The sequence below is a fragment of the Burkholderia sp. CCA53 genome, from assembly GCF_001685525.1.
Taxonomy (GTDB): Bacteria; Pseudomonadota; Gammaproteobacteria; order Burkholderiales; family Burkholderiaceae; genus Burkholderia; species Burkholderia multivorans.
The window spans coordinates 603,620-625,888 of sequence record NZ_BDDJ01000001.1 but is presented as its reverse complement, the minus strand read 5'-3'; the positions used below and the strand labels follow the sequence as shown (position 1 = coordinate 625,888).

Genomic DNA, 22,269 nt, shown 5'->3' with positions numbered 1-22,269 from the left:
TCACGAGGTCTGCTGAAGTATGACCAAATCCGAGTTGGTCGCGCAGCTGGCATCGCGATTTCCGCAACTTGTCCTCAAGGATGCGGATTTCGCGGTGAAGACGATGCTCGATGCGATGTCCGACGCTTTGTCGAAAGGGCATCGCATCGAAATTCGGGGTTTCGGCAGCTTCGGCCTCAACCGTCGTCCGGCGCGCGTCGGACGCAACCCCAAGTCGGGGGAGAAAGTGCAGGTGCCCGAGAAGTTCGTGCCGCACTTCAAGCCCGGCAAGGAGTTGCGTGAACGCGTCGACGGTCGCGCGGGCGAGCCGCTGAAGGCAGACGAGCCGGACGACGAGCGTTGAGCGTCGTGCGGCCGGCCCGGAACCCGTCCGGCAAAGGCTGAAGAAAAAAGCGCCCCTTCGTGGGCGCTTTTTTCGTTTCCGGCCGCCGTCGCGCAATAGCCGGCGCGCACGATCTGCGCTGACGCGGAAACGCTTCCTTTACAATACGGGTCGATTCGGCGCGGCGAAGGGGAGTCGCGCGCCGCGGCAAACCTCAACAAAGAGAGGGCTTCATGAAGTTTATCGTCTGGCTGGTTCGGGTATTGGTGTTCGTGCTGCTGCTGGTGCTCGCACTGGCCAATACGCAGACGGCGACGTTGAATTTCCTTGCCGGCTATGCGTGGCAGGCGCCGCTGATCCTGATCGGGCTGGCGTTCTTCGGCGTCGGGCTGCTGGCCGGCCTGCTGTCCGCGTTGCCTGCGGTGTTTCGCCTGCGGCTCGAGAACGGCCGCCTGAAGCGCGATCTGCGCGCGGCGCGGGAAACGCCGGCCGTCGTCGATCAGCCGCCGATGCCGCCCGTCATTTAAACCCCGACACCGCGCGAGTCTCGCGCGGTTTTCGTCTCTGCTTCGATATTTCGCATGGATCTGGATTTCTGGTGGTTGCTCGCGATTCCGGTCGCTTTCGCGCTCGGCTGGGCGGCGTCCCGCTATGACCTGAAGAGTCTGCTGTCGGAGAGCGCGAACCTGCCGCGCTCGTATTTTCGCGGCCTGAACTTTCTGCTGAACGAACAACCGGACAAGGCGATCGATGCGTTCATCGAAGTCGCGAAGCTCGATCCCGAAACGGTCGAGCTGCACTTCGCGCTCGGCAACCTGTTCCGCCGCCGCGGCGAGACGGATCGCGCGATTCGCGTGCACCAGAATCTGCTGAGTCGGACCGACCTGCCCGTCAACGAGCGCGATCACGCGCTGTACGAGCTCGGTCAGGACTTCCTGAAGGCCGGCCTGCTCGATCGCGCCGAAGAGGCGTTTCACAAGCTCGCCGACGGCGACTATGCGCTCGGTGCGCAGCGCGCGCTGCTGACGATCTACGAGATCGAGAAGGACTGGAACAAGTCGATCGATACCGCGAAGCGCATCGAATCGATGAGCGACAAGCCGCTCGGGACCGAAATCGCGCAGTTTCATTGCGAGCTCGCGCAGGATGCGCTGCAGCGCAAGAACGGCGCGGCGGCGGCCGAACAGCTGCGGCTCGCGCTCGCCGCGAACCCGCAGAACGTGCGCGCGACGATCCTGTCCGGCGATGCGGCCGACGCGGCCGGCGATCACGCGGCGGCGATCGAGCACTGGAAGCGCGTCGAAGCGCAGAATCCCGCCTATCTGCCGCTCGTCGCCGACAAGCTGATGAAGGCGTACGTCGCGCTCGGCAAGGCGGCCGAGGGTGCGGAGCTGCTGATGGGCTACGTCGACCGCTATCCGTCGAACGACCTGCTCGACATCGCGTATCAGCACATCGCGGGCTTGCGCGGGCAGGACGCCGCGCATACGCTCGCGCGCACGCAGATGGAGAAGTCGCCGAATCTGTCCGGCATGCTGCATCTGCTCGATGCGCAGATCGCCGGTGCCGACGAGCCGCGGCGTAAGGAACTTGAAATGATGCGTGCGCTGATCAAGCAGCGCACCAAAAATCTGCCACGGTATACGTGCCAGAATTGCGGTTTCCGGGCGCGGCTCTTCTACTGGCAATGCCCGGGCTGCAGCGGCTGGGAAACCTATGCGCCGCGCCGCGTCGAACCTGCGATGCCGGGCTGATCCCGGCACACGGCGCCGACGCATCGCGGTCGTCGCCGGGCGAAGCCCGGCGGCCAAGTTAGTCTATTACCGGGAAGCACCGGAACATCTATGAAAATCACCATCATCGGCACGGGCTACGTCGGCCTCGTCACGGGCGCGTGTCTCGCGGAGATCGGCCACGACGTCTTCTGTCTCGACGTCGATCCGCGCAAGATCGAGATCCTCAACAACGGCGGCGTGCCGATCCACGAACCGGGGCTGCTCGAGATCATCGCGCGCAACCGCTCGGCCGGACGGCTGCGTTTTTCGACCGATATCGAGGCAAGCGTCGCGCACGGCGAGATCCAGTTCATCGCGGTCGGCACGCCGCCCGACGAAGACGGCTCGGCCGACCTGCAATACGTGCTCGAAGCCGCGCGCAACATCGGCCGCCACATGACCGGCTTCAAGGTGATCGTCGACAAGTCGACGGTGCCCGTCGGCACCGCGCAGCGCGTGCGCGGCGTCGTCGAGGAAGCGCTCGCCGCGCGCGGCCTCGCGGGCAGCGTCGCGCATCGCTTCTCGGTCGTATCGAATCCCGAGTTCCTGAAGGAAGGCGCGGCGGTCGACGACTTCATGCGTCCGGACCGCATCATCATCGGCGTCGACGACGACGAGACCGGCACGGTCGCGCGCGAGAAGATGAAGAAGCTCTACGCGCCGTTCAACCGCAATCACGAGCGCACGATCTACATGGACGTGCGTTCCGCCGAATTCTCGAAATACGCGGCGAACGCGATGCTTGCGACGCGCATCTCGTTCATGAACGAGATGTCGAATCTCGCCGACAAGGTCGGTGCCGACATCGAGGCCGTGCGCCGCGGCATCGGTTCGGATCCGCGCATCGGCTATCACTTCCTGTACGCGGGCGTCGGCTATGGCGGTTCATGCTTCCCGAAGGACGTGCAGGCGCTGATCCGCACCGCCGGTGAAAACGGCCAGCCGCTGCGCATTCTCGAAGCGGTCGAAGCGGCCAACCATGCGCAGAAGGACGTGCTGATCGGCAAGATCGAGCGGCGTTTCGGCGCGGATCTGAGCGGCCGCGAATTCGCCGTCTGGGGGCTCGCGTTCAAGCCGAACACCGACGACATGCGCGAGGCGCCGAGCCGCCGTCTGATCGCGGCGCTGCTCGCGCGCGGCGCGACCGTGCGCGCCTACGATCCGGTCGCGCTCGACGAGGCGCGGCGCGTGTTCGCGCTCGATCTCGGCGAAGGCTCGGACGCGCTCGCGCGGCTGCACTTCGTCGACACGCAGGACGCGGCGGTCATCGGCGCGGACGCGCTCGTGATCGTCACCGAATGGAAGGAATTCAAGAGTCCGGATTTCACGCGCCTGAAGGCCGAACTGAAGGCACCGGTGATTTTCGACGGGCGCAACCTGTACGAGCCCGACGCAATGGCCGAGCTCGGCATCGATTACTACGCGATCGGGCGCCCCCATCTCGACCCGCAGGCCCACTCCCATGGATGAACGCACGATGACCACGCTTCGCGAAGTCGTTCCGGTTCCGCGCGACCAGATTGCTCGATCGCGCGTGCTCGTCGTCGGCGACGTGATGCTCGACCGCTATTGGTTCGGCAACGTCGACCGCATTTCGCCGGAGGCGCCGGTGCCCGTCGTGCACGTGCAGCGTCACGAGGAGCGGCTCGGCGGCGCGGCGAACGTCGCGCGCAACGCGGTGACGCTCGGCGGCCAGGCGGGCCTGCTCTGCGTGGTCGGTTGCGACGAGCCCGGCGAGCGGATCGTCGAGCTGCTCGGCCATAGCGGCGTGACGCCGCATCTCGAGCGCGATCCGGCGCTGCCGACGACGATCAAGCTGCGCGTGCTCGCACGCCAGCAGCAGCTGCTGCGTGTGGACTTCGAATCGACGCCGACGCACGAAGTGCTGCTCGCGGGCCTCGCGCGCTTCGACACGCTGCTGCCGCAGCACGACGTCGTGCTGATGTCCGACTACGCAAAGGGCGGTCTCACGCACGTGACGACGATGATCGAGAAGGCGCGCGCGGCCGGCAAGCCGGTACTCGTCGATCCGAAGGGCGACGACTGGGCGCGTTATCGCGGCGCATCGCTGATCACGCCGAACCGCGCGGAGTTGCGCGAGGTCGTCGGTCAGTGGAAATCGGAAGACGATCTGCGCGCGCGTGTTGCGAAGCTGCGCGCGGAGCTCGACATCGATGCGCTGCTGCTCACGCGTTCGGAAGAGGGGATGACGCTCTTTTCCGCGAGCGGCGAGTTGCACGCGCCGGCGCTCGCACGCGAGGTGTTCGACGTGTCGGGCGCGGGCGACACGGTGATCGCGACGGTCGCGACCATGCTCGGCGCCGGCGTGCCGCTCGTCGATGCGGTGGTGCTCGCGAATCGCGCGGCCGGCATCGTGGTCGGCAAGCTCGGCACCGCCACGGTCGACTACGACGAACTGTTTCACTAAGCGAGTCGCGCCACGCGCGAACCGCTTCCTTTTCCAGGCAGGACGATCATGACTCTCATCGTCACCGGCGCGGCCGGTTTTATCGGCGCGAACATCGTCAAGGCGCTCAACGAGCGCGGCGAGACGCGCATCATCGCGGTCGACAACCTGACGCGCGCGGACAAGTTCAAGAATCTCGTCGATTGCGAGATCGACGACTATCTCGACAAGACCGAATTCGTCGAGCGCTTCGCGCGCGGCGATTTCGGCAAGGTGCGTGCGGTGTTCCACGAAGGCGCCTGTTCGGACACGATGGAAACCGACGGCCGCTACATGATGGACAACAACTTCCGCTACAGCCGCGCCGTGCTCGACGCGTGCCTCGCGCAGGGCGCGCAGTTCCTGTATGCGTCATCGGCGGCGATCTACGGCGGCTCCACGCGATTCGTCGAAGAGCGCAGCGTCGAGGCGCCGCTGAACGTGTACGGCTATTCGAAGTTCCTGTTCGACCAGGTCGTGCGCCGCGTGCTGCCGAATGCGAAGAGCCAGATCGCCGGCTTCCGCTATTTCAACGTGTACGGCCCGCGCGAAACGCACAAGGGCCGCATGGCGTCGGTCGCGTTCCACAACTTCAACCAGTTCCGCGCGGAAGGCAAGGTGAAGCTGTTCGGCGAGTACAACGGCTATGCGGCGGGCGAGCAGACGCGCGATTTCGTGTCGGTCGAGGACGTCGCGAAGGTGAACCTGTTCTTCTTCGATCATCCGGAGAAATCGGGCATCTTCAACCTCGGCACCGGCCGCGCGCAACCGTTCAACGACATCGCATCGACGGTCGTGAACACGCTGCGCGCACTCGACAATCTGCCGCCGCTGACGCTTGCGCAGCAGGTCGAGCAGGGGCTGATCGAATACGTGCCGTTCCCGGACGCGCTGCGCGGCAAGTACCAGTGCTTCACGCAGGCCGACCAGACGAAGCTGCGTGCGGCCGGCTACGATGCGCCGTTCCTGACCGTGCAGGAAGGCGTCGACCGCTACGTTCGTTGGCTGTCCGGCCAGGTTTAAGCGCGAGCGTTGCATCGCTAGACTGGGTCTCACGGTCGGCAGCCGCCGGCCGTTTTTCATCGGGAGATCCAGGACATGATCAGAAAGTGGTTTGCAGCGGCGGCGCTGTTCGGCGTATTCGCTTCCGCGTGGGCTGCCGTCGACGTCAATAGCGCGAACGAAGACGCGCTGATGGGAATCAAGGGCATCGGTCCTGCGCGCGCGAAGGCGATTCTCGACGAGCGCGGCGCGCGCGGTCCGTTCAAGGATGCCGCCGATCTCGCGTCGCGCGTGAAAGGGATGGGCGGGCACACGGTCGAGCGCCTCCAGAAGGAGGGATTGACCGTTGGTGCGGCCGGCCCAAGCGCGGCTGGTTCGCCTGCGGCCGGCAAGGCCGCATCGCCCGCCGCCGCAAAACCCGCAGGCGCACCCACGCGCACGGCACAGAAGTAACGCGCCGGACGAAACGACAGGCTCCTTCAGTCGCCGTCGTTGCGACGGCTTCCCGCGGCATGCCGCGGGTTTTTTGCGTGGATGCGCTGACGGGCGCACGTTGCGCGGCACGTCGCGTATTCCATCGTTGCAATGTGGGTTGCGGGCGCGGCGACGGGCGGTGGTTTACAATCGACCGATTGATCGGCCTCGCACTCACGGTATCTCCATGGCTTACAAAACTATCGAAGACACGATCGGCAACACGCCGCTCGTGCAACTGGTCCGCCTGCCGGACGACGAGATTCGCGCGCGCAACAACGTGATTCTCGCGAAGCTGGAGGGCAACAATCCGGCCGGGTCCGTGAAGGATCGCCCGGCACTGTCGATGATCAGCAAGGCCGAGGCACGCGGCCGCATCAAGCCGGGCGATACGCTGATCGAAGCGACGAGCGGCAACACCGGCATCGCGCTCGCGATGGCCGCCGCGATCCGCGGCTACAAGATGGTGCTGATCATGCCCGAGGATCTGTCCGTCGAGCGTCGGCAGAGCATGGCCGCGTACGGCGCAGAGATCATCCTGACGCCGGTGAAGGGCGGGATGGAACTGGCGCGCGATCTCGCGGAGCAGATGCAGCGCGAAGGCAAGGGCGTGATCCTCGATCAATTCGGCAATCCCGACAATCCGATCGCACACTACGAAGGCACCGGCCCGGAGATCTGGCGCGACACCGAAGGGCGCGTCACGCACTTCGTGTCCGCGATGGGCACGACGGGCACGATCATGGGCACGTCGCGCTATCTGAAGGAACAGAATCCGGCGATCGAGATCGTCGGTGCGCAGCCGGAAGACGGCTCGCGCATTCCGGGCATTCGCAAGTGGCCGGAAGCCTATATGCCGACGATTTTCGAGCGCAGCCGCGTCGATCGCGTCGAGAACGTGAGCCAGGCCGCAGCCGAAACGATGGCGCGCCGGCTCGCATCGGTCGAAGGCATTTTTGCCGGCATTTCGTCGGGCGGCGCATGCGAAGTCGCGATGCGCATCGCGCGTCAGGTCGAGAACGCGACGATCGTCTTCATCATTTGCGATCGCGGCGACCGCTATCTGTCTACCGGCGTGTTTCCGGCGTGACGCTGCGCGGCTCGCACGGGCCGCGCTTCAACAACAAAAAACGCCGCATGCAGCGGCGTTTTTTGTTGATGGCGGGCGGGATTACTGCGACGTCGACTGCGGGTCCGCATCGCTCGGCGGCAGTGCGCCGCTCGCTTCCATCTGCGCCTTCACCGCTTCGCCGAGCTGATACACGGCGAGCGCATAGAAGAAGCTGCGGTTGTAACGCGTCAGCACGTAGAAGTTCTTGAGGCCGAGCATGTATTCGGTCGCACTGCCCGGCGAGGGCAAGTCCACGACCGTAACGGGCGTGCCGGCTTCCGTCGTGATGTTGACCGTCGGCTCGTTCAGCGTCATGCCGGCGCGCAGCAGTTGCGACAGCGCCCAGTGCGGTTCGGGCTGACCGTCCGCGGCTGCCTGCGCGATGCCGAGGCTGCCCGTATCGGGCGTGATCTGCCACACCACGGGACGGTCGGTTTCCCAGCCGTGCTGCTTCAGATAGTTCGCAACGCTGCCGATCGCATCGGCCGGGCTGCTGCGCAGATCGACGCGACCGGTGCCGTCGTAGTCGACCGCATATTCGCGGATGCTGCTCGGCAGGAACTGCGGAATGCCGATCGCGCCCGTGTACGAACCGAGCACGGTCGTCGGGTCGAGCTGGCTGTCGCGCGTCCACACGAGGAAATCCTCGAGGTTCTTGCGGAACGTCGCCTGACGGCTGTCGCGGTTCGGCGTGTCCGGATAGTCGAACGCCAGCGTCGTCAGCGCATCGAGCACGCGGAAGTTGCCCATGTAGCGGCCGTAGATCGTTTCGACGCCGATGATGCCGACGATCACTTCCGGCGGCACGCCGAACTCCTGCGACGCGCGCTGCAACGTCGCCTGGTTCGCCTTCCAGAACTTCACGCCCGCGTTGATGCGGATCGGCTCGATGAAGCGCGAACGATAGACGCGCCAGTTCTTCACGGTCGGCGTCGGTGCGGGCCGCACGAGCTTGACGGCCGTCGCCGAGTAGCTGACGCGCGAGAACAGCGCATGCAGGCTCGCGGCGTCGAAACCGTTGCGGCTCGCCATGTCGTCGATGAACGCATCGATCTTCGGATTGTTCGCGTAGCGCTGCGGAACGATCTCTTCTTCGAAAGTCTGGCCCGGCTGCACCGGCTGTTGCGGCTGCGCCTGCGCGACGCGCAGGCTGGATTTCGCGGACGCCGTCTGTGCGCCGGCGGGCGCCGCGCACAATGCGGCGACGGCAGCGACGACGAGCGGAAGGCGAGCGCGGAACAGCGCGGAGAGAAGGGCGGCAGGCTTGCTGAAATTCATGTCGAAGCGCTCGGACAGGGCGATTGTGTTCGGCGCAGTATACCCGACGCATCCCGCGCGCCGACGCGAAGCGGGCGTGCGATGTGGTAAGTTAGCGGCGAATTCGCGGCAGACGATGGACATCATTGATGGAGACCTGCGGCGCATCCAGCGCTGCAGATGACACGTTATGGCAACCGCCTTCTATACGCACCCCGACTGCATGCTGCACGAGATGGGGCAGTGGCATCCGGAATGCCCGGCCCGGCTGTCGGCGATCCAGGATCAGCTGATCGCGAGCCGCATCGACGATCTGATCGTGCACGAAACGGCGCCGTTCGCGAGCGAAGTCGCGCTCGGCCGCGTGCATACGCAGGCGCACATCGACTATCTGCGCGGGTTGACGCCCGTCGACGGCTACGTCGAGATCGACCCCGATACGCTGATGAACCGCGACACGTGGCGCGCCGCACTGCGCGCGGCCGGCGCCGCGGTCGCGGCGACCGACGCAGTGATCGAAGGCCGCTACGCGAACGCGTTCTGCAGCGTGCGTCCCCCGGGCCATCATGCCGAGCCGGCGCGCGCGATGGGCTTCTGCTTCTTCAACAACGTCGCGGTCGCGGCGCGGCACGCGCTCGACGTGCACGGCCTCGAGCGCGTCGCGATCGTCGATTTCGACGTGCATCACGGCAACGGCACCGAGGCCGCATTCGCGAACGACCCGCGCGTGCTGATGTGCAGCTTCTTCCAGCATCCGCTGTATCCGTTCTCGGGCGTCGATCATCAGGCGCCGAACATGGTGAACCTGCCGATGCCCGCGCGCAGCAACGGCATGGCGATCCGCGAGGCGGTCGACATGTTCTGGCTGCCGCGTCTCGACGCGTTCAAGCCGCAGATGCTGTTCGTATCGGCGGGCTTCGATGCGCATCGCGAGGACGACATCGGCAATCTCGGTCTCGTCGAAGCCGATTTCGAGTGGCTCACCGCACAGATCGTCGACGTTGCGCGCCGGCATGCGCAGGGCCGCATCGTCAGCTGTCTCGAGGGCGGCTACAACCTGTCCGCGCTCGGCCGCAGCGTCGTCGCGCATCTGCGCGTGCTCGCCGGCATCTGACGGCCCGGCGCGCACTCAGCGCGCCGGCACGCGCGCATCTATCCAACCGATCAGCGCATCGATCACGCGCTCGCGCTCGATGTCGTTCATCGTTTCGTGAAATCCGCCTTCGTATAGCGTCAGCGTGCGGTCGGCCGAGCCGACGCGCGCGCCGAACGTGCGGCTGCCGTCCGGTTCGGTCAGTTTGTCCGCGGTGCCGTGGTAGACGAGCACCGGAACGCGCAGCGCGCTGCGGCCGCGCTCGATGCGCGCCATCGCGTCGAGGATTTCCGCGCCCGTGCGCGCCGGCACGGGGCCGTGATGCACGAGCGGATCCGCGCGATTCGCGGCGACCACGTCCGCGTCGCGCGACAGCAGCGCCGCGTCGATCCGGATCGCCGGGAAGGTCGGCCAGACTCGACTGATCAGGCGGCTAAGCGCGAGCATCCAGCGCGGCACGTCGCGGCCCGGCGCGAGCGCGGGGCTGGACAGCACGAGGCCGGCCAGCGTGCATGCGCGCGCCGGCGCGCGCTCGATCGCGTACAGCGCGGCGATCGCACCGCCCATGCTGTGGCCCATCAGGAACAGCGGCGTCGGCGCGCGCGCGGCTTCGTCCACGAGCGCGTCGGCGTCGTCGAGGTATTCGTCGAAGCGCGCGACCCAGGCGCGCTTGCCGGGCGAGCGGCCGTGGCCGCGCAGGTCGATCGCGAGCAGGTCGATGCCGGCCGCGTTCAGACGGGCTGCGAGCGGCGCGTAACGGCCCGCGTGTTCGGCAAGGCCGTGCAGCAGCGCGACCGTCGCGCGCGGCGGCGCAGCGCGGGCGTCGGCCGGCCAACGGTACGACGCGAGCTCGACTCCGTCCGCCGTGCGCAGCCGCCCGATGTGCGGCGCGGGCGCCGTGCGTGCGTCGGCCGGCGCCTCGGTCTGCATGGTCGTAACCGTCATCTCGCGTGTCTCCCGTTGGTTCGTCGGCGTGTCGGGATCATAGTCGCGCCGCCGCGTCGGCGCGCTCGCGGCGTTCCTCTAATATCGTGCGGTTATGAAAAGATCGAAATCGATTATTAAGTGGAATGAGACGTTTGCGGTAAAATCGCCGGCTATTCCAGATGCATCGGCGGCCGACTGGCGGGCCTGCTCGCCAGCCGGTCGCCGTTTTGTTTACATGATCGAATTACGCAATCTGTCGCAGCGTTTTCCGGGCCCGAACGGTTGGGTCGAAGCGCTGCACAACGTCAATCTGACGATTCCGCAGGGCGAAGTGTTCGGCATCATCGGCCGAAGCGGTGCCGGCAAGAGCACGCTCGTGCGCACCATCAACCTGCTCACTCGGCCGAGCGAGGGCAACGTGACGGTCGCGGGCCGCGATCTGACGCTGCTGTCGGCGGGCGAACTGCGCGAGGCGCGTCGCCAGATCGGGATGATCTTCCAGCACTTCAATCTGCTGTCGTCGCGCACCGTGTTCGACAACGTCGCGCTGCCGCTCGAGCTCGCGGGCGCAAGCCGCGCCGAAATCGAGGCCGCGGTACTGCCGCTGCTCGAGCTCGTCGGGCTGTCCGCGCAGAAGGACCGCTACCCGGCACAGATCAGCGGCGGCCAGAAACAGCGCGTCGGAATCGCGCGTGCGCTCGCGAGCAAGCCGAAGGTGCTGCTGTCCGACGAAGCGACTTCCGCGCTCGATCCGGAAACGACGCGCTCGATTCTCGACCTGCTCAAACGGATCAACCGCGAGCTCGGGCTGACGATCGTGCTGATCACGCACCAGATGGAAGTGATCAAGCAGGTCTGCGATCGCGTCGCGGTGCTCGATGCGGGTCGCGTCGTCGAAGAGGGGCGCGTGATCGACGTGTTCCTGCAGCCGCATCACGAAGTCACGCGCGCGCTGATCGGCGACGTGATCGCGCAGGAGCTGCCGCCCGCGCTGAAGGCGCGCGTCGCCGAGCGGCTGAAGACGGGCAGCGGGCATCTGCTGCGCCTCGCGTTCACCGGGTCCGGCGTCGACCAGCCGATCCTGTCGGAGACGATCCGCCGCTACGAACTCGATTTCAATATCCTGCACGGCCAGATCGACGAGATCCAGGGGCAGGCGTTCGGTTCGCTCGCGGTGCTGGCCGGCGGCGAGCCGGGCAAGGTCGGACAGGCGCTCGCGTTCCTGCGCGAGCAAGGTGTGGTGGTCGAGGAGCTTTCGTATGTTGAGTGAGATGTTCGATATGTTCGTGCAGTCGTTCTGGGAGACGCTGATCATGGTCGGCATCTCCGGGGCGGTCGGCGCGCTCGTCGGGCTGCCGCTCGGCGTGCTGCTCTATCTGACCGACCGGCAGGGCGTGCTGCAGAACCTCGCGGTCAATCGCGTGCTCGGCGGTGTCGTCAACGCGGTGCGCTCGACGCCGTTCATCATTCTGCTCGTGGCGGTGATTCCGTTTACGCGGCTCGTCACGGGCTCGTCGATCGGCACGGCCGCGGCGGTCGTGCCGCTGACGCTCGCGGCCGCGCCGTTCATCGCGCGACTCGTCGAGACGGCGCTGCGCGAAGTCGATCGCGGCCTGATCGAAGCTGCGCAGTCGATGGGCGCGACGACGTCGCAGATCGTCTTCAAGGTTTTGCTGCCGGAATCGCTGCCGGGCATCGTCGCCGGGCTGACGATCACGTTCGTGTCGCTGGTCGGCTATTCGGCGATGGCAGGTGCGATCGGCGGCGGCGGCCTCGGCGATCTGGGCATCCGCTATGGCTATCAGCGCTATCTGCCGGAAGTGATGTGGACGGTCGTCGCGATCCTGATCGTGTTCGTGCAGATCGTGCAGTCGTTCGGCGACTGGCTGGTCCGGCGCCTGAGCCACAAGTAAGCGACATTCATTCTCATCGGGGGAGACGATGCAACGACGCTTCATGCTGAAGTTCGCGGCGGCGCTCGGCGCAGCCGCGCTGTTCGCGGGCGCGCAGGCCGCGCAGGCGGAGACCATCAAGGTAGGCGTGACGGGCGGCCCGCACGCGCAGATCATGGAGGTCGTGAAGAAGGTCGCGGCGAAGAGCGGACTCGACGTGCGCATCGTCGAATTCGCCGACTACGTGCAGCCGAACGCGGCGCTCGCGGCCGGCGATCTCGACGCGAACAGCTATCAGCACGATCCGTATCTGCAGGCGCAGGTGAAGGACCGCGGCTACAAGCTGATCAAGGTCGCGGACACCGTCACGTTCCCGATGGGCATTTATTCGAAGCGCGTGAAATCGCTGGCCGAACTGAAGCCCGGCGCGCGCGTCGCGATCCCGAACGATCCGACCAACGGCGGCCGCGCGCTGCTGTTGCTGCAGAAACAGGGCGTGCTGAAGCTGCGGGCGGATGCGGGGCTCAAGGCGACGCCGCTCGACATCGTCGACAATCCGCGCAAGCTGAAGATCGTCGAGCTCGACGCGGCGCAGATTCCGCGTTCGCTCGGCGACGTCGACGCGGCGGCGATCAACACGAACTATGCGATGGAAGCGGGGCTGAAGCCGAAGCAGGATGCGATCGCGATCGAGGGTCCGAACGGCCCGTACGCGAACCTCATCGCGATCCGCGAGGCGGACCGGAACAAGCCGTGGGTCGCGAAGCTGGTCGCGGCCTATCATTCGCCGGAGGTGAAGCAGTTCATCGACGGCAAGTTCGGCGGCGCCGTGATCGCCGCCTGGTGACGCATTGCGTCTCGCGTGCCCGACGGTGATTAGAGTCGCTGATCGAAAACCCGGGCTTTGCGTCCGGGTTTTTTCTCTTTTAAAATAGAACGACCGTTCGCTATTGCCGGCGCGCCGCGGAGGAGCGTTATCCTCGACAGCCGCGATGGATTGGCCCGTTGGCCGCGCAGTCATGGGGCCTCGCTATAGAATGGCCTCTGGTCGTATTCGTAACTTTGGAGCGTGTGCATGAAAATCCTGGTGCCAGTGAAAAGAGTGGTCGATTACAACGTGAAGGTCCGCGTGAAGTCGGACAACACGGGCGTCGACATCGCGAACGTGAAGATGTCGATGAACCCGTTCGACGAAATCGCCGTTGAAGAAGCCGTGCGCCTGAAGGAAGCGGGCGTCGCGACCGAAGTGGTCGCCGTGTCGGTCGGTGTGGCGCAGGCGCAGGAAACGCTGCGCACGGCGCTCGCGATCGGTGCGGATCGCGCGATCCTCGTCGAGTCGAACGACGGCGTCGAGCCGCTGGCCGTCGCGAAGATCCTGAAGGCGCTCGTCGACAAGGAGCAGCCGCAGCTCGTGATCCTCGGCAAGCAGGCGATCGACGACGATTCGAACCAGACCGGCCAGATGCTCGCCGCGCTGGCAGGCCTGCCGCAAGCGACGTTCGCATCGAAGGTGACGATCGCCGACGGCAAGGCGACGGTGGCACGCGAAGTCGACGGCGGCGCGGAAACGCTGTCGCTGACGCTGCCGGCGGTGGTTACCACCGACCTGCGCCTGAACGAGCCGCGCTACGTGACGCTGCCGAACATCATGAAGGCGAAGAAGAAGCCGCTGGAAACGGTGAAGCCGGAAGACCTCGGCGTGGATGTCGCGCCGCGTCTGAAGACGCTGAAGGTGGTCGAGCCGCCGAAGCGCGCGGCCGGCGTGAAGGTGCCGGACGTGAAGACGCTGGTCGAGAAGCTGAAGACCGAAGCCAAGGTGCTGTAAAGGGAGCGGAAAGAAATGACGATTCTGGTAATTGCAGAACACGACAACGCGTCGATCAAGGCCGCGACGCTGAACACGGTGGCGGCGGCGGCAAAGATCGGCGGCGACATTCACGTGCTGGTCGCAGGTCACAACGCGCAGGGCGCAGCCGATGCGGCAGCGAAGATCGCCGGCGTGTCGAAGGTACTGCTGGCCGACGCGCCGCAGCTCGAAGCGGGCCTCGCGGAAAACGTCGAAGCAACGGCGCTGAACATCGCGAAGGACTATTCGCACATCCTCGCGCCGGCGACCGCGTACGGCAAGAACATCGCACCGCGTATCGCCGCGAAGCTCGATGTCGCGCAGATCTCGGACATCACGGCGGTCGATTCGGCCGACACGTTCGAGCGCCCGATCTACGCCGGCAACGCGATTGCGACGGTGCAGTCGAGCGACCCGATCAAGGTGATCACGGTGCGGGCGACGGGTTTCGATCCGGTCGCGGCCGAAGGCGGCAGCGCATCGGTCGAGAAGATCGAAGCGGCGGCCGATGCAGGCGTGTCGCAGTTCGTCAGCCGTGAAGTGACGAAGCTGGACCGTCCGGAGCTGACCAGCGCGAGCATCATCGTGTCGGGCGGTCGTGGCCTGGGCAGCGGCGAGAACTACACGAAGGTGCTGGAGCCGCTGGCTGACAAGCTGTCGGCCGCACTCGGCGCGTCGCGCGCGGCAGTCGATGCCGGCTACGTGCCGAACGATTATCAGGTCGGCCAGACCGGCAAGATCGTCGCGCCGCAGCTGTACATCGCGGTCGGCATCTCGGGCGCGATCCAGCATTTGGCCGGCATGAAGGATTCGAAGGTGATCGTCGCGATCAACAAGGATCCCGAGGCACCGATCTTCAGCGTGGCCGACTACGGTCTTGTCGGCGATCTGTTCACGCTCGTGCCGGAGCTCGTCAGCGAGCTTGGCTGATGCGGCGTGACGCGACGCGGCGATAAGCAGCGTCAAGCAGCGAAACGAGGGGCGCGACGAGCGCCCCTTTTTCGTTTCGGCGGAAAGCGGCGGGACGGAGGCGCGAATGTCCGTCGCGCCGTGCGTCTCGTCCCGTCAACAAAAAAGCGCCCGCAGGGGCGCTTTCTCGTCGCACGGCCGGCCGCTCGCGCGGCCGTCGCCGCTTATGCGTAAGCCGGGCGCGTCTGGCCTGCGACTTCCTTCAGGTAGCGATGTACCGACAGATCGTCCGCCTGGATCGCCGGCTTCTTGCCGGAAATCAGATCGGCGAGCAGCTGGCCGGAGCCGCACGACATCGTCCAGCCGAGCGTGCCGTGGCCCGTGTTCAGGAACAGGTTCGACACCGGCGTGCGGCCGACGATCGGCGTGCCGTCCGGCGTCATCGGGCGCAGGCCCGTCCAGAACGTGGCCTTCGACGTGTCGCCGCCGCCCGGGAACAGATCGTTCACGCACATTTCGAGCGTCTCGCGGCGTGCCGCGCGCAGCGTCTTGTCGAAGCCGACGATTTCCGCCATCCCGCCGACGCGGATGCGCTGGTCGAAACGCGTGATCGCGATCTTGTAGGTTTCGTCGAGCACCGTCGACACCGGCGCGGCCGCTTCATCGACGATCGGCGCAGTGATCGAATAGCCCTTCAGCGGATAGACCGGGATCTTCATCAGGTTCGCGACGAAATTCGTCGAGTACGAGCCGAGCGCGACCACGTACGCGTCGGCGCGCACCGTCTCGCTGCCGCACTGCACGCCCGCGATCTTGCCGCCCGCGATCGCGAGCCCGTCGATCGGCGTGTTGTAGCGGAATTTCACGCCGAGCGATTCGGCCAGCGCCGCGAGGCGCGTCGTGAACAGCTGGCAGTCGCCCGTTTCGTCACCCGGCAGACGCAGGCCGCCGGTGAGCTTGTGCGAGACGGCCGCGAGCGCCGGTTCCGCGTTCTTCAGCTCGGCCGGCGAGAGCAGTTCGAACGGCACGTTCGCTTCCCGCAGCACCGCGATGTCCTTCGCCGCGCCATCGAGTTGCTGCTGCGTGCGGAACAGCTGCAGCGTGCCGCCCGTGCGGCCCTCGTACTGGATGCCGGTGTCGGCGCGCAGCGCCTGCAGGCAGTCGCGGCTGTACTCGGCAAGGCGCACCATACGGCTCTTGTTGACCGCATAGCGCTCGGCCGTGCAGTTGCGCAGCATCTGCCACATCCACTGGAGCTGGAAGCGCGTGCCGTCGAGCCGGATCGCGAGCGGCGCATGCTTTTCGAACATCCACTTGACGGCCTTCAGCGGCACGCCGGGCGCGGCCCACGGCGCCGCATAGCCGGGCGAGATCTGGCCGGCATTCGCGAAGCTCGTCTCGAGCGCCGGGCCGGCTTCCCGGTCGATCACCGTGACCTCATGACCGGCGCGCGCGAGGTAATACGCGCTTGCCACGCCCACCACACCGCTGCCCAGAATGACGACTCGCATAGCTGCTCCACATCGAAGAAATCAGCTCGAGGCCGGGCGCACCTGCGTCTCCGTGTAACCTCTGACTGATCTAGTTTTTTGCGCTATGGTATTGTCGAATCTGTAGGTTTTGTTATCGTATTTTTCAGGTTTTCAGCATAAACCAATGAGAACGCAACGCCAGCCAGTACGCACGCTCGACAAGCTCGACCGCCGCATCCTGAAACTGCTGCAGGAGGACGGCCGGATGGCGATGAAGGACCTCGCCGAGCAGGTCGGGCTGACCGTCACGCCGTGCATCGAGCGCGTGCGCCGCATGGAGCGCGACGGCGTGATCACTGGCTATCACGCGCGCGTCGATCCCGCGCAGCTCGGCGCGGCGCTGCTGGTGTTCGTCGAGATCACGCTCGGCCACAAGGGCGGCAACATGTTCGAGCAGTTCCGACGCGAAGTCATGAAGATCGACGAGGTGCTCGAATGCCACCTCGTGTCGGGCGACTTCGACTATCTGATCAAGGCGCGCATCGGGGAGATGGCCGACTACCGGAAACTGCTCGGCGACATCCTGCTGCAGCTGCCGGGCGCTGTGCAGTCGAAGAGCTACGTCGTGATGGAAGAGATCAAGGAAACGCTGACGATTTCGGTTGGCGACTGAGAGCGCGTGGGTGCCGTCCGACCCGGCCGTCCGACCCCTTATCGCGCACTTGGCAGCCTTCACCCGATACTGTATAAATATCCAGTATTGGGTGAAGGCGAATGGGTGCGCAGATGGACGATCGGTCCGACAATGAATTTCCGATAGCGCCGCCGGTGCCCCTCAAGGGGCGCGGCGCCGTCGACAATCTGCAGGGGCGGTACGAGAGCGCGTTGCGCGAGGCCGTCGACGATGGCTGGGCGCACGTGTCGGACGATGCCGATCTGCCCGCGCCGTTGCGCACGCAGGTGTTCGAGGAGCGCGCGAAGAGCATTTTGACGCGCAATCAATCGCCCGATATCCCGTTCAGCGTGTCGCTCAATCCGTATCGCGGCTGCGAACACGGCTGCATTTACTGTTTCGCGCGGCCGACGCACAGCTATCTGGGGCTGTCGCCGGGGCTGGACTTCGAGAGCCGCATCTACGCGAAGATCAACGCGGCGGAACTGCTCGAACGCGAGATTTCGCGCAAGTCCTATGTGCCCGAGCCCATCGCGCTCGGCGTGAACACCGATGCCTACCAGCCGGTCGAGCGCGACTTGCGGATCACGCGCAGCGTGATCGAGGTGATGCACGATCGCGGGCTGCCGTTTGCGGCGATCACGAAATCGTCGCTGATCGAGCGCGATCTCGATCTGCTCGCGCCGATGGCCGAACGTGGGCAGGTGATGGCCGCGGTCACGATCACGACGCTCGATGCGGATCTGGCGCGCACGCTCGAGCCGCGCGCGGCCACGCCGGCGCGCCGGCTGCGCACGATTCGCGCGCTGCGGGACGCGGGCGTGCCGGTCGGCGTGAGCATCGCACCGCTGATTCCGTTCGTCACCGAGCCCGATCTCGAACGTGTGCTCGAAGCGTGCGCGGAAGCCGGCGCGACGCACGCGAGCTACATCATTCTGCGGCTGCCCTGGGAGGTCGCACCGCTGTTCAAGAGCTGGCTGGCCGCACATTTTCCCGATCGGGCGGACCGCGTGATGAATCGTGTGCGCGACATGCGCGGCGGAAAGGACTATGACTCCGATTTCGCGAAGCGGATGAAGGGCGAGGGCATCTGGGCCGACCTGCTGCGACAGCGGTTTCGGCAGGCGGTGAAGCGGCTCGGGCTGAACGAACGCCGGCACGGCATTCTCGATCTCTCGCAGTTTCGTGCGGCACCTGCGAGCGTGGCGGCCGCGCCGCGCGCTACGCGCAGGGCGCCCGCCCAGCCGGTGCGCGACGACGTGCAGATGAGCCTGTTCTGATCGGTGTGCGACGCGGTCGGCGCCCGCACACCGGCGCTCATTGCGAAATCTGCTTCGCCGCTTCGACCTGCGCTTCGAAATACGTCTGGAACGACAGCGCGAGCGCGGTCATCAGCAGGAACGCGCCGATCAGCAGCGAAAAGATCACGACGAAGATCACGGTCCAGCCCGAGCGGCTATGTTTGCCGGTTCCGGCGTTGAATTGCGCGTCCCATTTCTCGTCCGGCCGCAGTCCGTAGACGAGCGCGGCGAGGAACGCGGCCAGCAGCGAGATCGCGCCCGGCACCGCGAGCCACCAGCCGAGCGTCGCGCTGCGCTGCGTCGCCGCGAGCAGCAGGAAGCCGGGGATGCCGACGAGCGTCGCGAGTATGTGCGCCCAGCCGAAGACGTCGCGAAAGCCGTACAGATAGAAGCGGTGGGCGCCGAGCGAACCGAACAGGAAGGCGAGGGCGGCGGTGAGCGTCTTGGAGCGGAAGCGGCGGGACGAAGCGGTGCTGCTGGACATGGATGGCGGCGTATTGTCGTTGGCATGGGCAGCCGGCAGGCCGGCGCGGGCGCACGGCCCGGCACGCATTCTACGATGCCCGGTCGGGGCCGGTCATCCGCACGCTGCGTCAAGGTGCCGCATACGTGATCCGGTAGATCGCGCCTGCGTAATCGTCGCTGACGAGTAGCGAACCGTCGGGCAGCGGCAGCACGTCGGCGGGGCGGCCCCAAACGCTGCCGTCCGGTCGCAGCCAGCCTGTGACGAACGGCGTCTGCCGAGCGTGGCTGCCGTCCGCGGAGACGATCGCGCGCATGATGCGGTAGCCGACCTTCGCGCTGCGGTTCCACGACCCGTGCTCGGCGATGAAGACGTTGTTGCGGTACGACGCCGGAAACATCGGGCCCGTATAGAAGCGCATCCCGAGCGCGGCCACGTGCGCGCCGAGCTTCAGCACGGGCGGCACGTAGCGGCGGCATACGTCGGCGCTGCCGAATTCGGGGTCGGGCGTATCGCCGCCATGGCAGTAGGGGAAGCCGAAGTCGAGCCCGGCGCGTGGCGCGCGGTTCAGCTTGTCGTCCGGCACGTCGTCGCCCATCAGGTCCCGCCCGTTGTCGGTAAACCAGAGCTCGCCCGTATCCGGATGCCATGCGAAGCCGACCGTATTGCGTATGCCGCGCGCGAACACGTCGCGGCCGCTGCCGTCGGCGTTCATCCGCGCGATGATCGCGTAGCGGTTGCGGTCCGCGAGGCAGACGTTGCACGGCGCGCCGGTCGGCACGTAGAGCTTGCCGTCGGGACCGAACGCAATGAATTTCCAGCCGTGATGATGCTGGGTGGGCAGCGTGTCGGTGACCACGGCCGGCGCGGGCGGCTTCGCGAGCCGGTCGTCTATGCCGTCGATGCGTAGAATGCGCGACACGGCGGAGATATAGAGTGTGCCGTCGCGGTACGCGACGCCGACCGGCATGTCGAGCCCGGACGCGATCACGTAGTGCGCGCCAATCCGGCCGCCCTGCATCGTGAACGCATGCACGCGGCCTTCGCGGGTGCCGACGTACAGCACGCCGCGCGGCGACCACGCCATTTCGCGCGCGCTCGGCACCGCGTCGGTAAGCACCTCGACGTGGAAGCCGGGCGGCACGACGAGTTCGTCGACGGGCAGCCGCGCCGCGGCGCTCGCGGCTGCGGCCGAGCAGGCAAGGGCGGCGAGCAACGTGGCGAGGCGGCGCGGCGTGCGGCACGTCGGAAGGGCGCGAAAGAGCGGCATGGCGGCGCGGGAGCGGTCGCTGACACGACGATTGTATGCCGCGCCCGCAGGCCGTCCGTGGATTTTTTGCGCGTAAGTGTTTGTTGTACCTCCGGTTTCCGGCTATAATCGCGTGTTTCAGTAGTTTCGAACCCGGTTTTCCCGAAGGATTTCATATGGTTATCATCCGTCTGGCTCGCGGCGGCTCGAAGAAGCGCCCGTTCTACAACATCGTTGCTACCGATTCGCGCAACCGTCGTGACGGCCGCTTCATCGAGCGCGTCGGCTTCTACAACCCGGTCGCGACGAAGGGCGAAGCGCTGCGTATCGCTCAGGATCGTCTGACGTACTGGCAAGGCGTGGGCGCGCAACTGTCGCCGACCGTCCAGCGTCTCGTGAAGGAAGCGCAAAAGGCGCAGCCGGCTGCCTGACATGGCCCGGTGTGCCGGTCGTGCCGGCTGTGAGGTGTATTGATGTCGGATCACGATTCCGGTAATGCAAGGCGCGGGCGGGCGTCGTTCGGCGCATTCGTCCGCAAGCCGGTCGAGCGCGGTGCGCCCGCAGGCGCGGCTGCCGAACAGGGCGGCCTCGACGCGGTGCAGGCGCTTCCCGACGATGCGGTCGAGGTCGGCGCGGTAGTCGACGCGTACGGCCTGAAGGGCTGGGTCAAGGTAGCGACTCATGCCGACGCCGGCCGCGGTGGCGATGCGCTGCTCAGCGCGCGTCGCTGGTGGCTGGAAAAGGGTACGCAGCGGTTTTCGGCGCGTATCGTGCAGTCCAAGACGCACGGCGACACGGTCGTCGCGCAACCCGCGGGCGTAGGCGACCGCGATGCCGCGCTGGCTCTGCGCGGCTTTCGTGTGTTCGTGCGCCGGGAAGATTTCCCGGCATTGGCCGCGGACGAATTCTATTGGGTCGACCTGATCGGCCTTGACGTCGTCAACGAGCAGTCGGCGACGCTCGGCAAGGTGGTCGGGATGATCGACAACGGCGCGCATTCGATCATGCGTGTCGAGTATCCGTCGGTCGGCAAGGATGGCCGCCCGGCGGCTGCCGAGCGGCTGATCCCGTTCGTCGGCGTGTATGTCAAAACGGTAGACCAGGCGGCGCGTCGCATCGTCGTCGACTGGGAAGCCGATTACTGAAATGAACCAGGTCACGGAGCGCGCGGTGCAGTTCGATGTCGTCACGCTCTTTCCCGAAATGTTCCGCGCGCTGACCGACTGGGGTATCACCAGCCGGGCCGTGAAGCAGGGGCGCTTCGGGCTGCGTACCTGGAACCCGCGTGATTTCACGACGGACAACTACCGCACGGTCGACGATCGTCCGTACGGCGGCGGTCCGGGCATGGTGATGCTGGCCAGGCCGCTCGAGGCCGCAATCGGCGCCGCGAAGGCTGCGCAGGCGGAGCAGGGCATCGCGAGCACGCGTGTCGTGATGATGTCGCCGCAGGGCGCGCCGCTCACGCACGAACGTGTGACGCGAATGGCGCAGGAGCCCGGCGTCGTCGTGCTGTGTGGCCGTTACGAGGCGATCGATCAACGGCTGCTCGACCGCTGCGTCGACGAGGAAATCAGTCTCGGCGATTTCGTGCTGTCGGGCGGCGAACTGCCGGCGATGGCGATGATGGACGCAGTCGTGCGACTGCTGCCGGGCGTGCTCAACGATGCGCAGTCGGCCGTGCAGGACAGCTTCGTCGACGGCCTGCTCGATTGTCCGCACTACACGCGTCCCGAGGAGTACGAGGGCATGCGCGTGCCGGACGTGCTGCTCGGCGGGCATCATGCCGAAATCGAGCGGTGGCGGCGCCAGGAAGCATTGAGAAACACATGGCGGAAGCGGCCGGACCTGATCGTCCGGGCGCGCCGCGAGAAGTTGCTGAGCCGTGCCGACGAGGCATGGCTTGCGAACCTCGCACGCGAAGCGAAGGACGCCTCCTGAGGCGGCATCGCGGGCGGGAAATGGCGGTGCCGTACATGCGTGTGCGGTGCCTGATGTGAATCCATCCTCTATCGGGGCCAGGCCTGGAAGCAGGCGGGCGCAAACGCCGACACGAT

The 22,269-nt window shown here is 66.3% G+C and carries 24 protein-coding genes; 19 read left to right on the top strand and 5 right to left on the bottom strand.

From position 1 onward, the window contains the following. The first annotated feature begins 19 nt into the window (after window positions 1–19). From BCR55_RS02905 to cysM, 8 genes are all read left to right on the top strand, one after another. Complete coding sequence (locus BCR55_RS02905; protein WP_006400726.1) at window positions 20–343, top strand: integration host factor subunit beta; 324 nt, start codon at window positions 20–22, stop codon at window positions 341–343. Between the two features lie 212 nt (window positions 344–555). Then, window positions 556–849, top strand: a complete 294-nt coding sequence (locus BCR55_RS02900) for a lipopolysaccharide assembly protein LapA domain-containing protein (protein WP_006406241.1) — start codon at window positions 556–558, stop codon at window positions 847–849. A gap of 54 nt (window positions 850–903) precedes the next feature. Continuing rightward, window positions 904–2,076, top strand: coding sequence for a lipopolysaccharide assembly protein LapB (lapB, locus tag BCR55_RS02895; RefSeq protein ID WP_006400722.1), 1,173 nt, complete (start codon window positions 904–906; stop codon window positions 2,074–2,076). Window positions 2,077–2,166: 90 nt separating this feature from the next. Beyond that, the gene (locus BCR55_RS02890; RefSeq protein WP_012213840.1) at window positions 2,167–3,567 is read left to right on the top strand and encodes a UDP-glucose/GDP-mannose dehydrogenase family protein; all 1,401 of its coding nucleotides are present in this window, start codon (window positions 2,167–2,169) and stop codon (window positions 3,565–3,567) included. Window positions 3,568–3,574: 7 nt separating this feature from the next. Continuing rightward, window positions 3,575–4,525: a D-glycero-beta-D-manno-heptose-7-phosphate kinase gene (gene rfaE1 / locus BCR55_RS02885; RefSeq protein WP_006400720.1), complete on the top strand. Its 951-nt coding sequence runs from the start codon at window positions 3,575–3,577 to the stop codon at window positions 4,523–4,525. A 48-nt stretch (window positions 4,526–4,573) separates the two neighbouring features. After that, window positions 4,574–5,566: an ADP-glyceromanno-heptose 6-epimerase gene (gene rfaD / locus BCR55_RS02880; protein ID WP_006400719.1), complete on the top strand. Its 993-nt coding sequence runs from the start codon at window positions 4,574–4,576 to the stop codon at window positions 5,564–5,566. A gap of 75 nt (window positions 5,567–5,641) precedes the next feature. Then, on the top strand, window positions 5,642–5,998 hold the full coding sequence (locus tag BCR55_RS02875; RefSeq protein ID WP_065494153.1) for a helix-hairpin-helix domain-containing protein: 357 nt from the start codon (window positions 5,642–5,644) through the stop codon (window positions 5,996–5,998). A gap of 208 nt (window positions 5,999–6,206) precedes the next feature. Next, window positions 6,207–7,109 (top strand): cysteine synthase CysM, encoded by a 903-nt coding sequence (gene cysM / locus BCR55_RS02870; protein ID WP_006400717.1) that lies wholly within the window; start codon window positions 6,207–6,209, stop codon window positions 7,107–7,109. A gap of 81 nt (window positions 7,110–7,190) precedes the next feature. Here the strand turns inward: cysM and mltB are convergent, their stop codons facing one another. Further along, window positions 7,191–8,534, bottom strand: coding sequence for a lytic murein transglycosylase B (mltB, locus tag BCR55_RS02865; protein ID WP_083211761.1), 1,344 nt, complete (start codon window positions 8,532–8,534; stop codon window positions 7,191–7,193). Window positions 8,535–8,577: 43 nt separating this feature from the next. On the opposite strand from mltB, the gene BCR55_RS02860 reads away from it, so the two are divergent. Next, a complete protein-coding gene (locus tag BCR55_RS02860) occupies window positions 8,578–9,501 on the top strand; it encodes a histone deacetylase family protein (protein ID WP_006400715.1) in 924 nt (307 codons plus the stop codon). 15 nt (window positions 9,502–9,516) lie between these two features. On the opposite strand, the gene BCR55_RS02855 is transcribed toward BCR55_RS02860, so the two are convergent. Beyond that, window positions 9,517–10,425 (bottom strand): alpha/beta hydrolase, encoded by a 909-nt coding sequence (locus BCR55_RS02855; RefSeq protein WP_065494151.1) that lies wholly within the window; start codon window positions 10,423–10,425, stop codon window positions 9,517–9,519. A 217-nt stretch (window positions 10,426–10,642) separates the two neighbouring features. Here BCR55_RS02855 and BCR55_RS02850 point away from each other — a divergent pair, with 217 nt between their 5' ends. The 5 genes from BCR55_RS02850 (at window position 10,643) to BCR55_RS02830 (ending at window position 15,075) form a co-directional block, all read left to right on the top strand. Further along, the gene (locus BCR55_RS02850) at window positions 10,643–11,677 is read left to right on the top strand and encodes a methionine ABC transporter ATP-binding protein (RefSeq protein WP_006414351.1); all 1,035 of its coding nucleotides are present in this window, start codon (window positions 10,643–10,645) and stop codon (window positions 11,675–11,677) included. Further along, window positions 11,667–12,320 carry a methionine ABC transporter permease gene (locus BCR55_RS02845; protein WP_006400712.1) on the top strand — a complete coding sequence of 218 codons (654 nt, stop codon included), beginning with the start codon at window positions 11,667–11,669 and terminating at the stop codon, window positions 12,318–12,320. The genes BCR55_RS02850 and BCR55_RS02845 overlap by 11 nt, the downstream gene beginning before the upstream one ends. 28 nt (window positions 12,321–12,348) lie before the next feature. After that, on the top strand, window positions 12,349–13,146 hold the full coding sequence (locus BCR55_RS02840) for a MetQ/NlpA family ABC transporter substrate-binding protein (RefSeq protein ID WP_059940811.1): 798 nt from the start codon (window positions 12,349–12,351) through the stop codon (window positions 13,144–13,146). 228 nt (window positions 13,147–13,374) lie between these two features. After that, window positions 13,375–14,124: an electron transfer flavoprotein subunit beta/FixA family protein gene (locus tag BCR55_RS02835; RefSeq protein ID WP_012213833.1), complete on the top strand. Its 750-nt coding sequence runs from the start codon at window positions 13,375–13,377 to the stop codon at window positions 14,122–14,124. Window positions 14,125–14,139: 15 nt separating this feature from the next. Further along, complete coding sequence (locus BCR55_RS02830) at window positions 14,140–15,075, top strand: electron transfer flavoprotein subunit alpha/FixB family protein (protein ID WP_006400708.1); 936 nt, start codon at window positions 14,140–14,142, stop codon at window positions 15,073–15,075. A gap of 203 nt (window positions 15,076–15,278) precedes the next feature. Here the strand turns inward: BCR55_RS02830 and BCR55_RS02825 are convergent, their stop codons facing one another. Next, entirely contained in the window at window positions 15,279–16,565 is a 1,287-nt protein-coding gene (locus BCR55_RS02825) for a D-amino acid dehydrogenase (protein WP_006406234.1), read from the bottom strand. 145 nt (window positions 16,566–16,710) lie between these two features. On the opposite strand from BCR55_RS02825, the gene BCR55_RS02820 reads away from it, so the two are divergent. Beyond that, window positions 16,711–17,199 carry a winged helix-turn-helix transcriptional regulator gene (locus BCR55_RS02820; RefSeq protein ID WP_006400706.1) on the top strand — a complete coding sequence of 163 codons (489 nt, stop codon included), beginning with the start codon at window positions 16,711–16,713 and terminating at the stop codon, window positions 17,197–17,199. Between the two features lie 101 nt (window positions 17,200–17,300). Then, window positions 17,301–18,479 carry a PA0069 family radical SAM protein gene (locus tag BCR55_RS02815; protein ID WP_006400705.1) on the top strand — a complete coding sequence of 393 codons (1,179 nt, stop codon included), beginning with the start codon at window positions 17,301–17,303 and terminating at the stop codon, window positions 18,477–18,479. A 37-nt stretch (window positions 18,480–18,516) separates the two neighbouring features. Here BCR55_RS02815 and BCR55_RS02810 read toward each other — a convergent pair whose 3' ends face one another. Together BCR55_RS02810 and BCR55_RS02805 are read right to left on the bottom strand one after the other, a co-directional pair. After that, on the bottom strand, window positions 18,517–18,984 hold the full coding sequence (locus BCR55_RS02810; protein WP_006400704.1) for an NINE protein: 468 nt from the start codon (window positions 18,982–18,984) through the stop codon (window positions 18,517–18,519). A gap of 109 nt (window positions 18,985–19,093) precedes the next feature. Next, complete coding sequence (locus BCR55_RS02805) at window positions 19,094–20,233, bottom strand: sorbosone dehydrogenase family protein (RefSeq protein WP_006400703.1); 1,140 nt, start codon at window positions 20,231–20,233, stop codon at window positions 19,094–19,096. Window positions 20,234–20,388: 155 nt separating this feature from the next. Between BCR55_RS02805 and rpsP the strand changes: the two genes are divergently transcribed. From rpsP to trmD, 3 genes are read left to right on the top strand one after another with little or no spacing between them, the layout of a single operon-like run. Beyond that, window positions 20,389–20,643, top strand: a complete 255-nt coding sequence (rpsP, locus tag BCR55_RS02800) for a 30S ribosomal protein S16 (RefSeq protein ID WP_006400702.1) — start codon at window positions 20,389–20,391, stop codon at window positions 20,641–20,643. A 42-nt stretch (window positions 20,644–20,685) separates the two neighbouring features. Continuing rightward, window positions 20,686–21,357: a ribosome maturation factor RimM gene (rimM, locus tag BCR55_RS02795; RefSeq protein WP_006406230.1), complete on the top strand. Its 672-nt coding sequence runs from the start codon at window positions 20,686–20,688 to the stop codon at window positions 21,355–21,357. Between the two features lies 1 nt (window position 21,358). Next, window positions 21,359–22,153 (top strand): tRNA (guanosine(37)-N1)-methyltransferase TrmD, encoded by a 795-nt coding sequence (gene trmD, locus BCR55_RS02790; protein WP_006400700.1) that lies wholly within the window; start codon window positions 21,359–21,361, stop codon window positions 22,151–22,153. Window positions 22,154–22,269: the final 116 nt, after the last annotated feature.

What these genes read in the sequence shown, in the direction of transcription:
- BCR55_RS02905 (WP_006400726.1), top strand. Translation starts at nt 20, where the DNA reads ATGACCAAATCCGAGTTGGTCGCGCAGCTGGCATCGCGATTTCCGCAA.
- BCR55_RS02900 (WP_006406241.1), top strand. Translation starts at nt 556, where the DNA reads ATGAAGTTTATCGTCTGGCTGGTTCGGGTATTGGTGTTCGTGCTGCTG.
- lapB (WP_006400722.1), top strand. Translation starts at nt 904, where the DNA reads ATGGATCTGGATTTCTGGTGGTTGCTCGCGATTCCGGTCGCTTTCGCG.
- BCR55_RS02890 (WP_012213840.1), top strand. Translation starts at nt 2,167, where the DNA reads ATGAAAATCACCATCATCGGCACGGGCTACGTCGGCCTCGTCACGGGC.
- rfaE1 (WP_006400720.1), top strand. Translation starts at nt 3,575, where the DNA reads ATGACCACGCTTCGCGAAGTCGTTCCGGTTCCGCGCGACCAGATTGCT.
- rfaD (WP_006400719.1), top strand. Translation starts at nt 4,574, where the DNA reads ATGACTCTCATCGTCACCGGCGCGGCCGGTTTTATCGGCGCGAACATC.
- BCR55_RS02875 (WP_065494153.1), top strand. Translation starts at nt 5,642, where the DNA reads ATGATCAGAAAGTGGTTTGCAGCGGCGGCGCTGTTCGGCGTATTCGCT.
- cysM (WP_006400717.1), top strand. Translation starts at nt 6,207, where the DNA reads ATGGCTTACAAAACTATCGAAGACACGATCGGCAACACGCCGCTCGTG.
- mltB (WP_083211761.1), bottom strand. Translation starts at nt 8,534, where the DNA reads ATGATGTCCATCGTCTGCCGCGAATTCGCCGCTAACTTACCACATCGC.
- BCR55_RS02860 (WP_006400715.1), top strand. Translation starts at nt 8,578, where the DNA reads ATGGCAACCGCCTTCTATACGCACCCCGACTGCATGCTGCACGAGATG.
- BCR55_RS02855 (WP_065494151.1), bottom strand. Translation starts at nt 10,425, where the DNA reads ATGACGGTTACGACCATGCAGACCGAGGCGCCGGCCGACGCACGCACG.
- BCR55_RS02850 (WP_006414351.1), top strand. Translation starts at nt 10,643, where the DNA reads ATGATCGAATTACGCAATCTGTCGCAGCGTTTTCCGGGCCCGAACGGT.
- BCR55_RS02845 (WP_006400712.1), top strand. Translation starts at nt 11,667, where the DNA reads ATGTTGAGTGAGATGTTCGATATGTTCGTGCAGTCGTTCTGGGAGACG.
- BCR55_RS02840 (WP_059940811.1), top strand. Translation starts at nt 12,349, where the DNA reads ATGCAACGACGCTTCATGCTGAAGTTCGCGGCGGCGCTCGGCGCAGCC.
- BCR55_RS02835 (WP_012213833.1), top strand. Translation starts at nt 13,375, where the DNA reads ATGAAAATCCTGGTGCCAGTGAAAAGAGTGGTCGATTACAACGTGAAG.
- BCR55_RS02830 (WP_006400708.1), top strand. Translation starts at nt 14,140, where the DNA reads ATGACGATTCTGGTAATTGCAGAACACGACAACGCGTCGATCAAGGCC.
- BCR55_RS02825 (WP_006406234.1), bottom strand. Translation starts at nt 16,565, where the DNA reads ATGCGAGTCGTCATTCTGGGCAGCGGTGTGGTGGGCGTGGCAAGCGCG.
- BCR55_RS02820 (WP_006400706.1), top strand. Translation starts at nt 16,711, where the DNA reads ATGAGAACGCAACGCCAGCCAGTACGCACGCTCGACAAGCTCGACCGC.
- BCR55_RS02815 (WP_006400705.1), top strand. Translation starts at nt 17,301, where the DNA reads ATGGGTGCGCAGATGGACGATCGGTCCGACAATGAATTTCCGATAGCG.
- BCR55_RS02810 (WP_006400704.1), bottom strand. Translation starts at nt 18,984, where the DNA reads ATGTCCAGCAGCACCGCTTCGTCCCGCCGCTTCCGCTCCAAGACGCTC.
- BCR55_RS02805 (WP_006400703.1), bottom strand. Translation starts at nt 20,233, where the DNA reads ATGCCGCTCTTTCGCGCCCTTCCGACGTGCCGCACGCCGCGCCGCCTC.
- rpsP (WP_006400702.1), top strand. Translation starts at nt 20,389, where the DNA reads ATGGTTATCATCCGTCTGGCTCGCGGCGGCTCGAAGAAGCGCCCGTTC.
- rimM (WP_006406230.1), top strand. Translation starts at nt 20,686, where the DNA reads ATGTCGGATCACGATTCCGGTAATGCAAGGCGCGGGCGGGCGTCGTTC.
- trmD (WP_006400700.1), top strand. Translation starts at nt 21,359, where the DNA reads ATGAACCAGGTCACGGAGCGCGCGGTGCAGTTCGATGTCGTCACGCTC.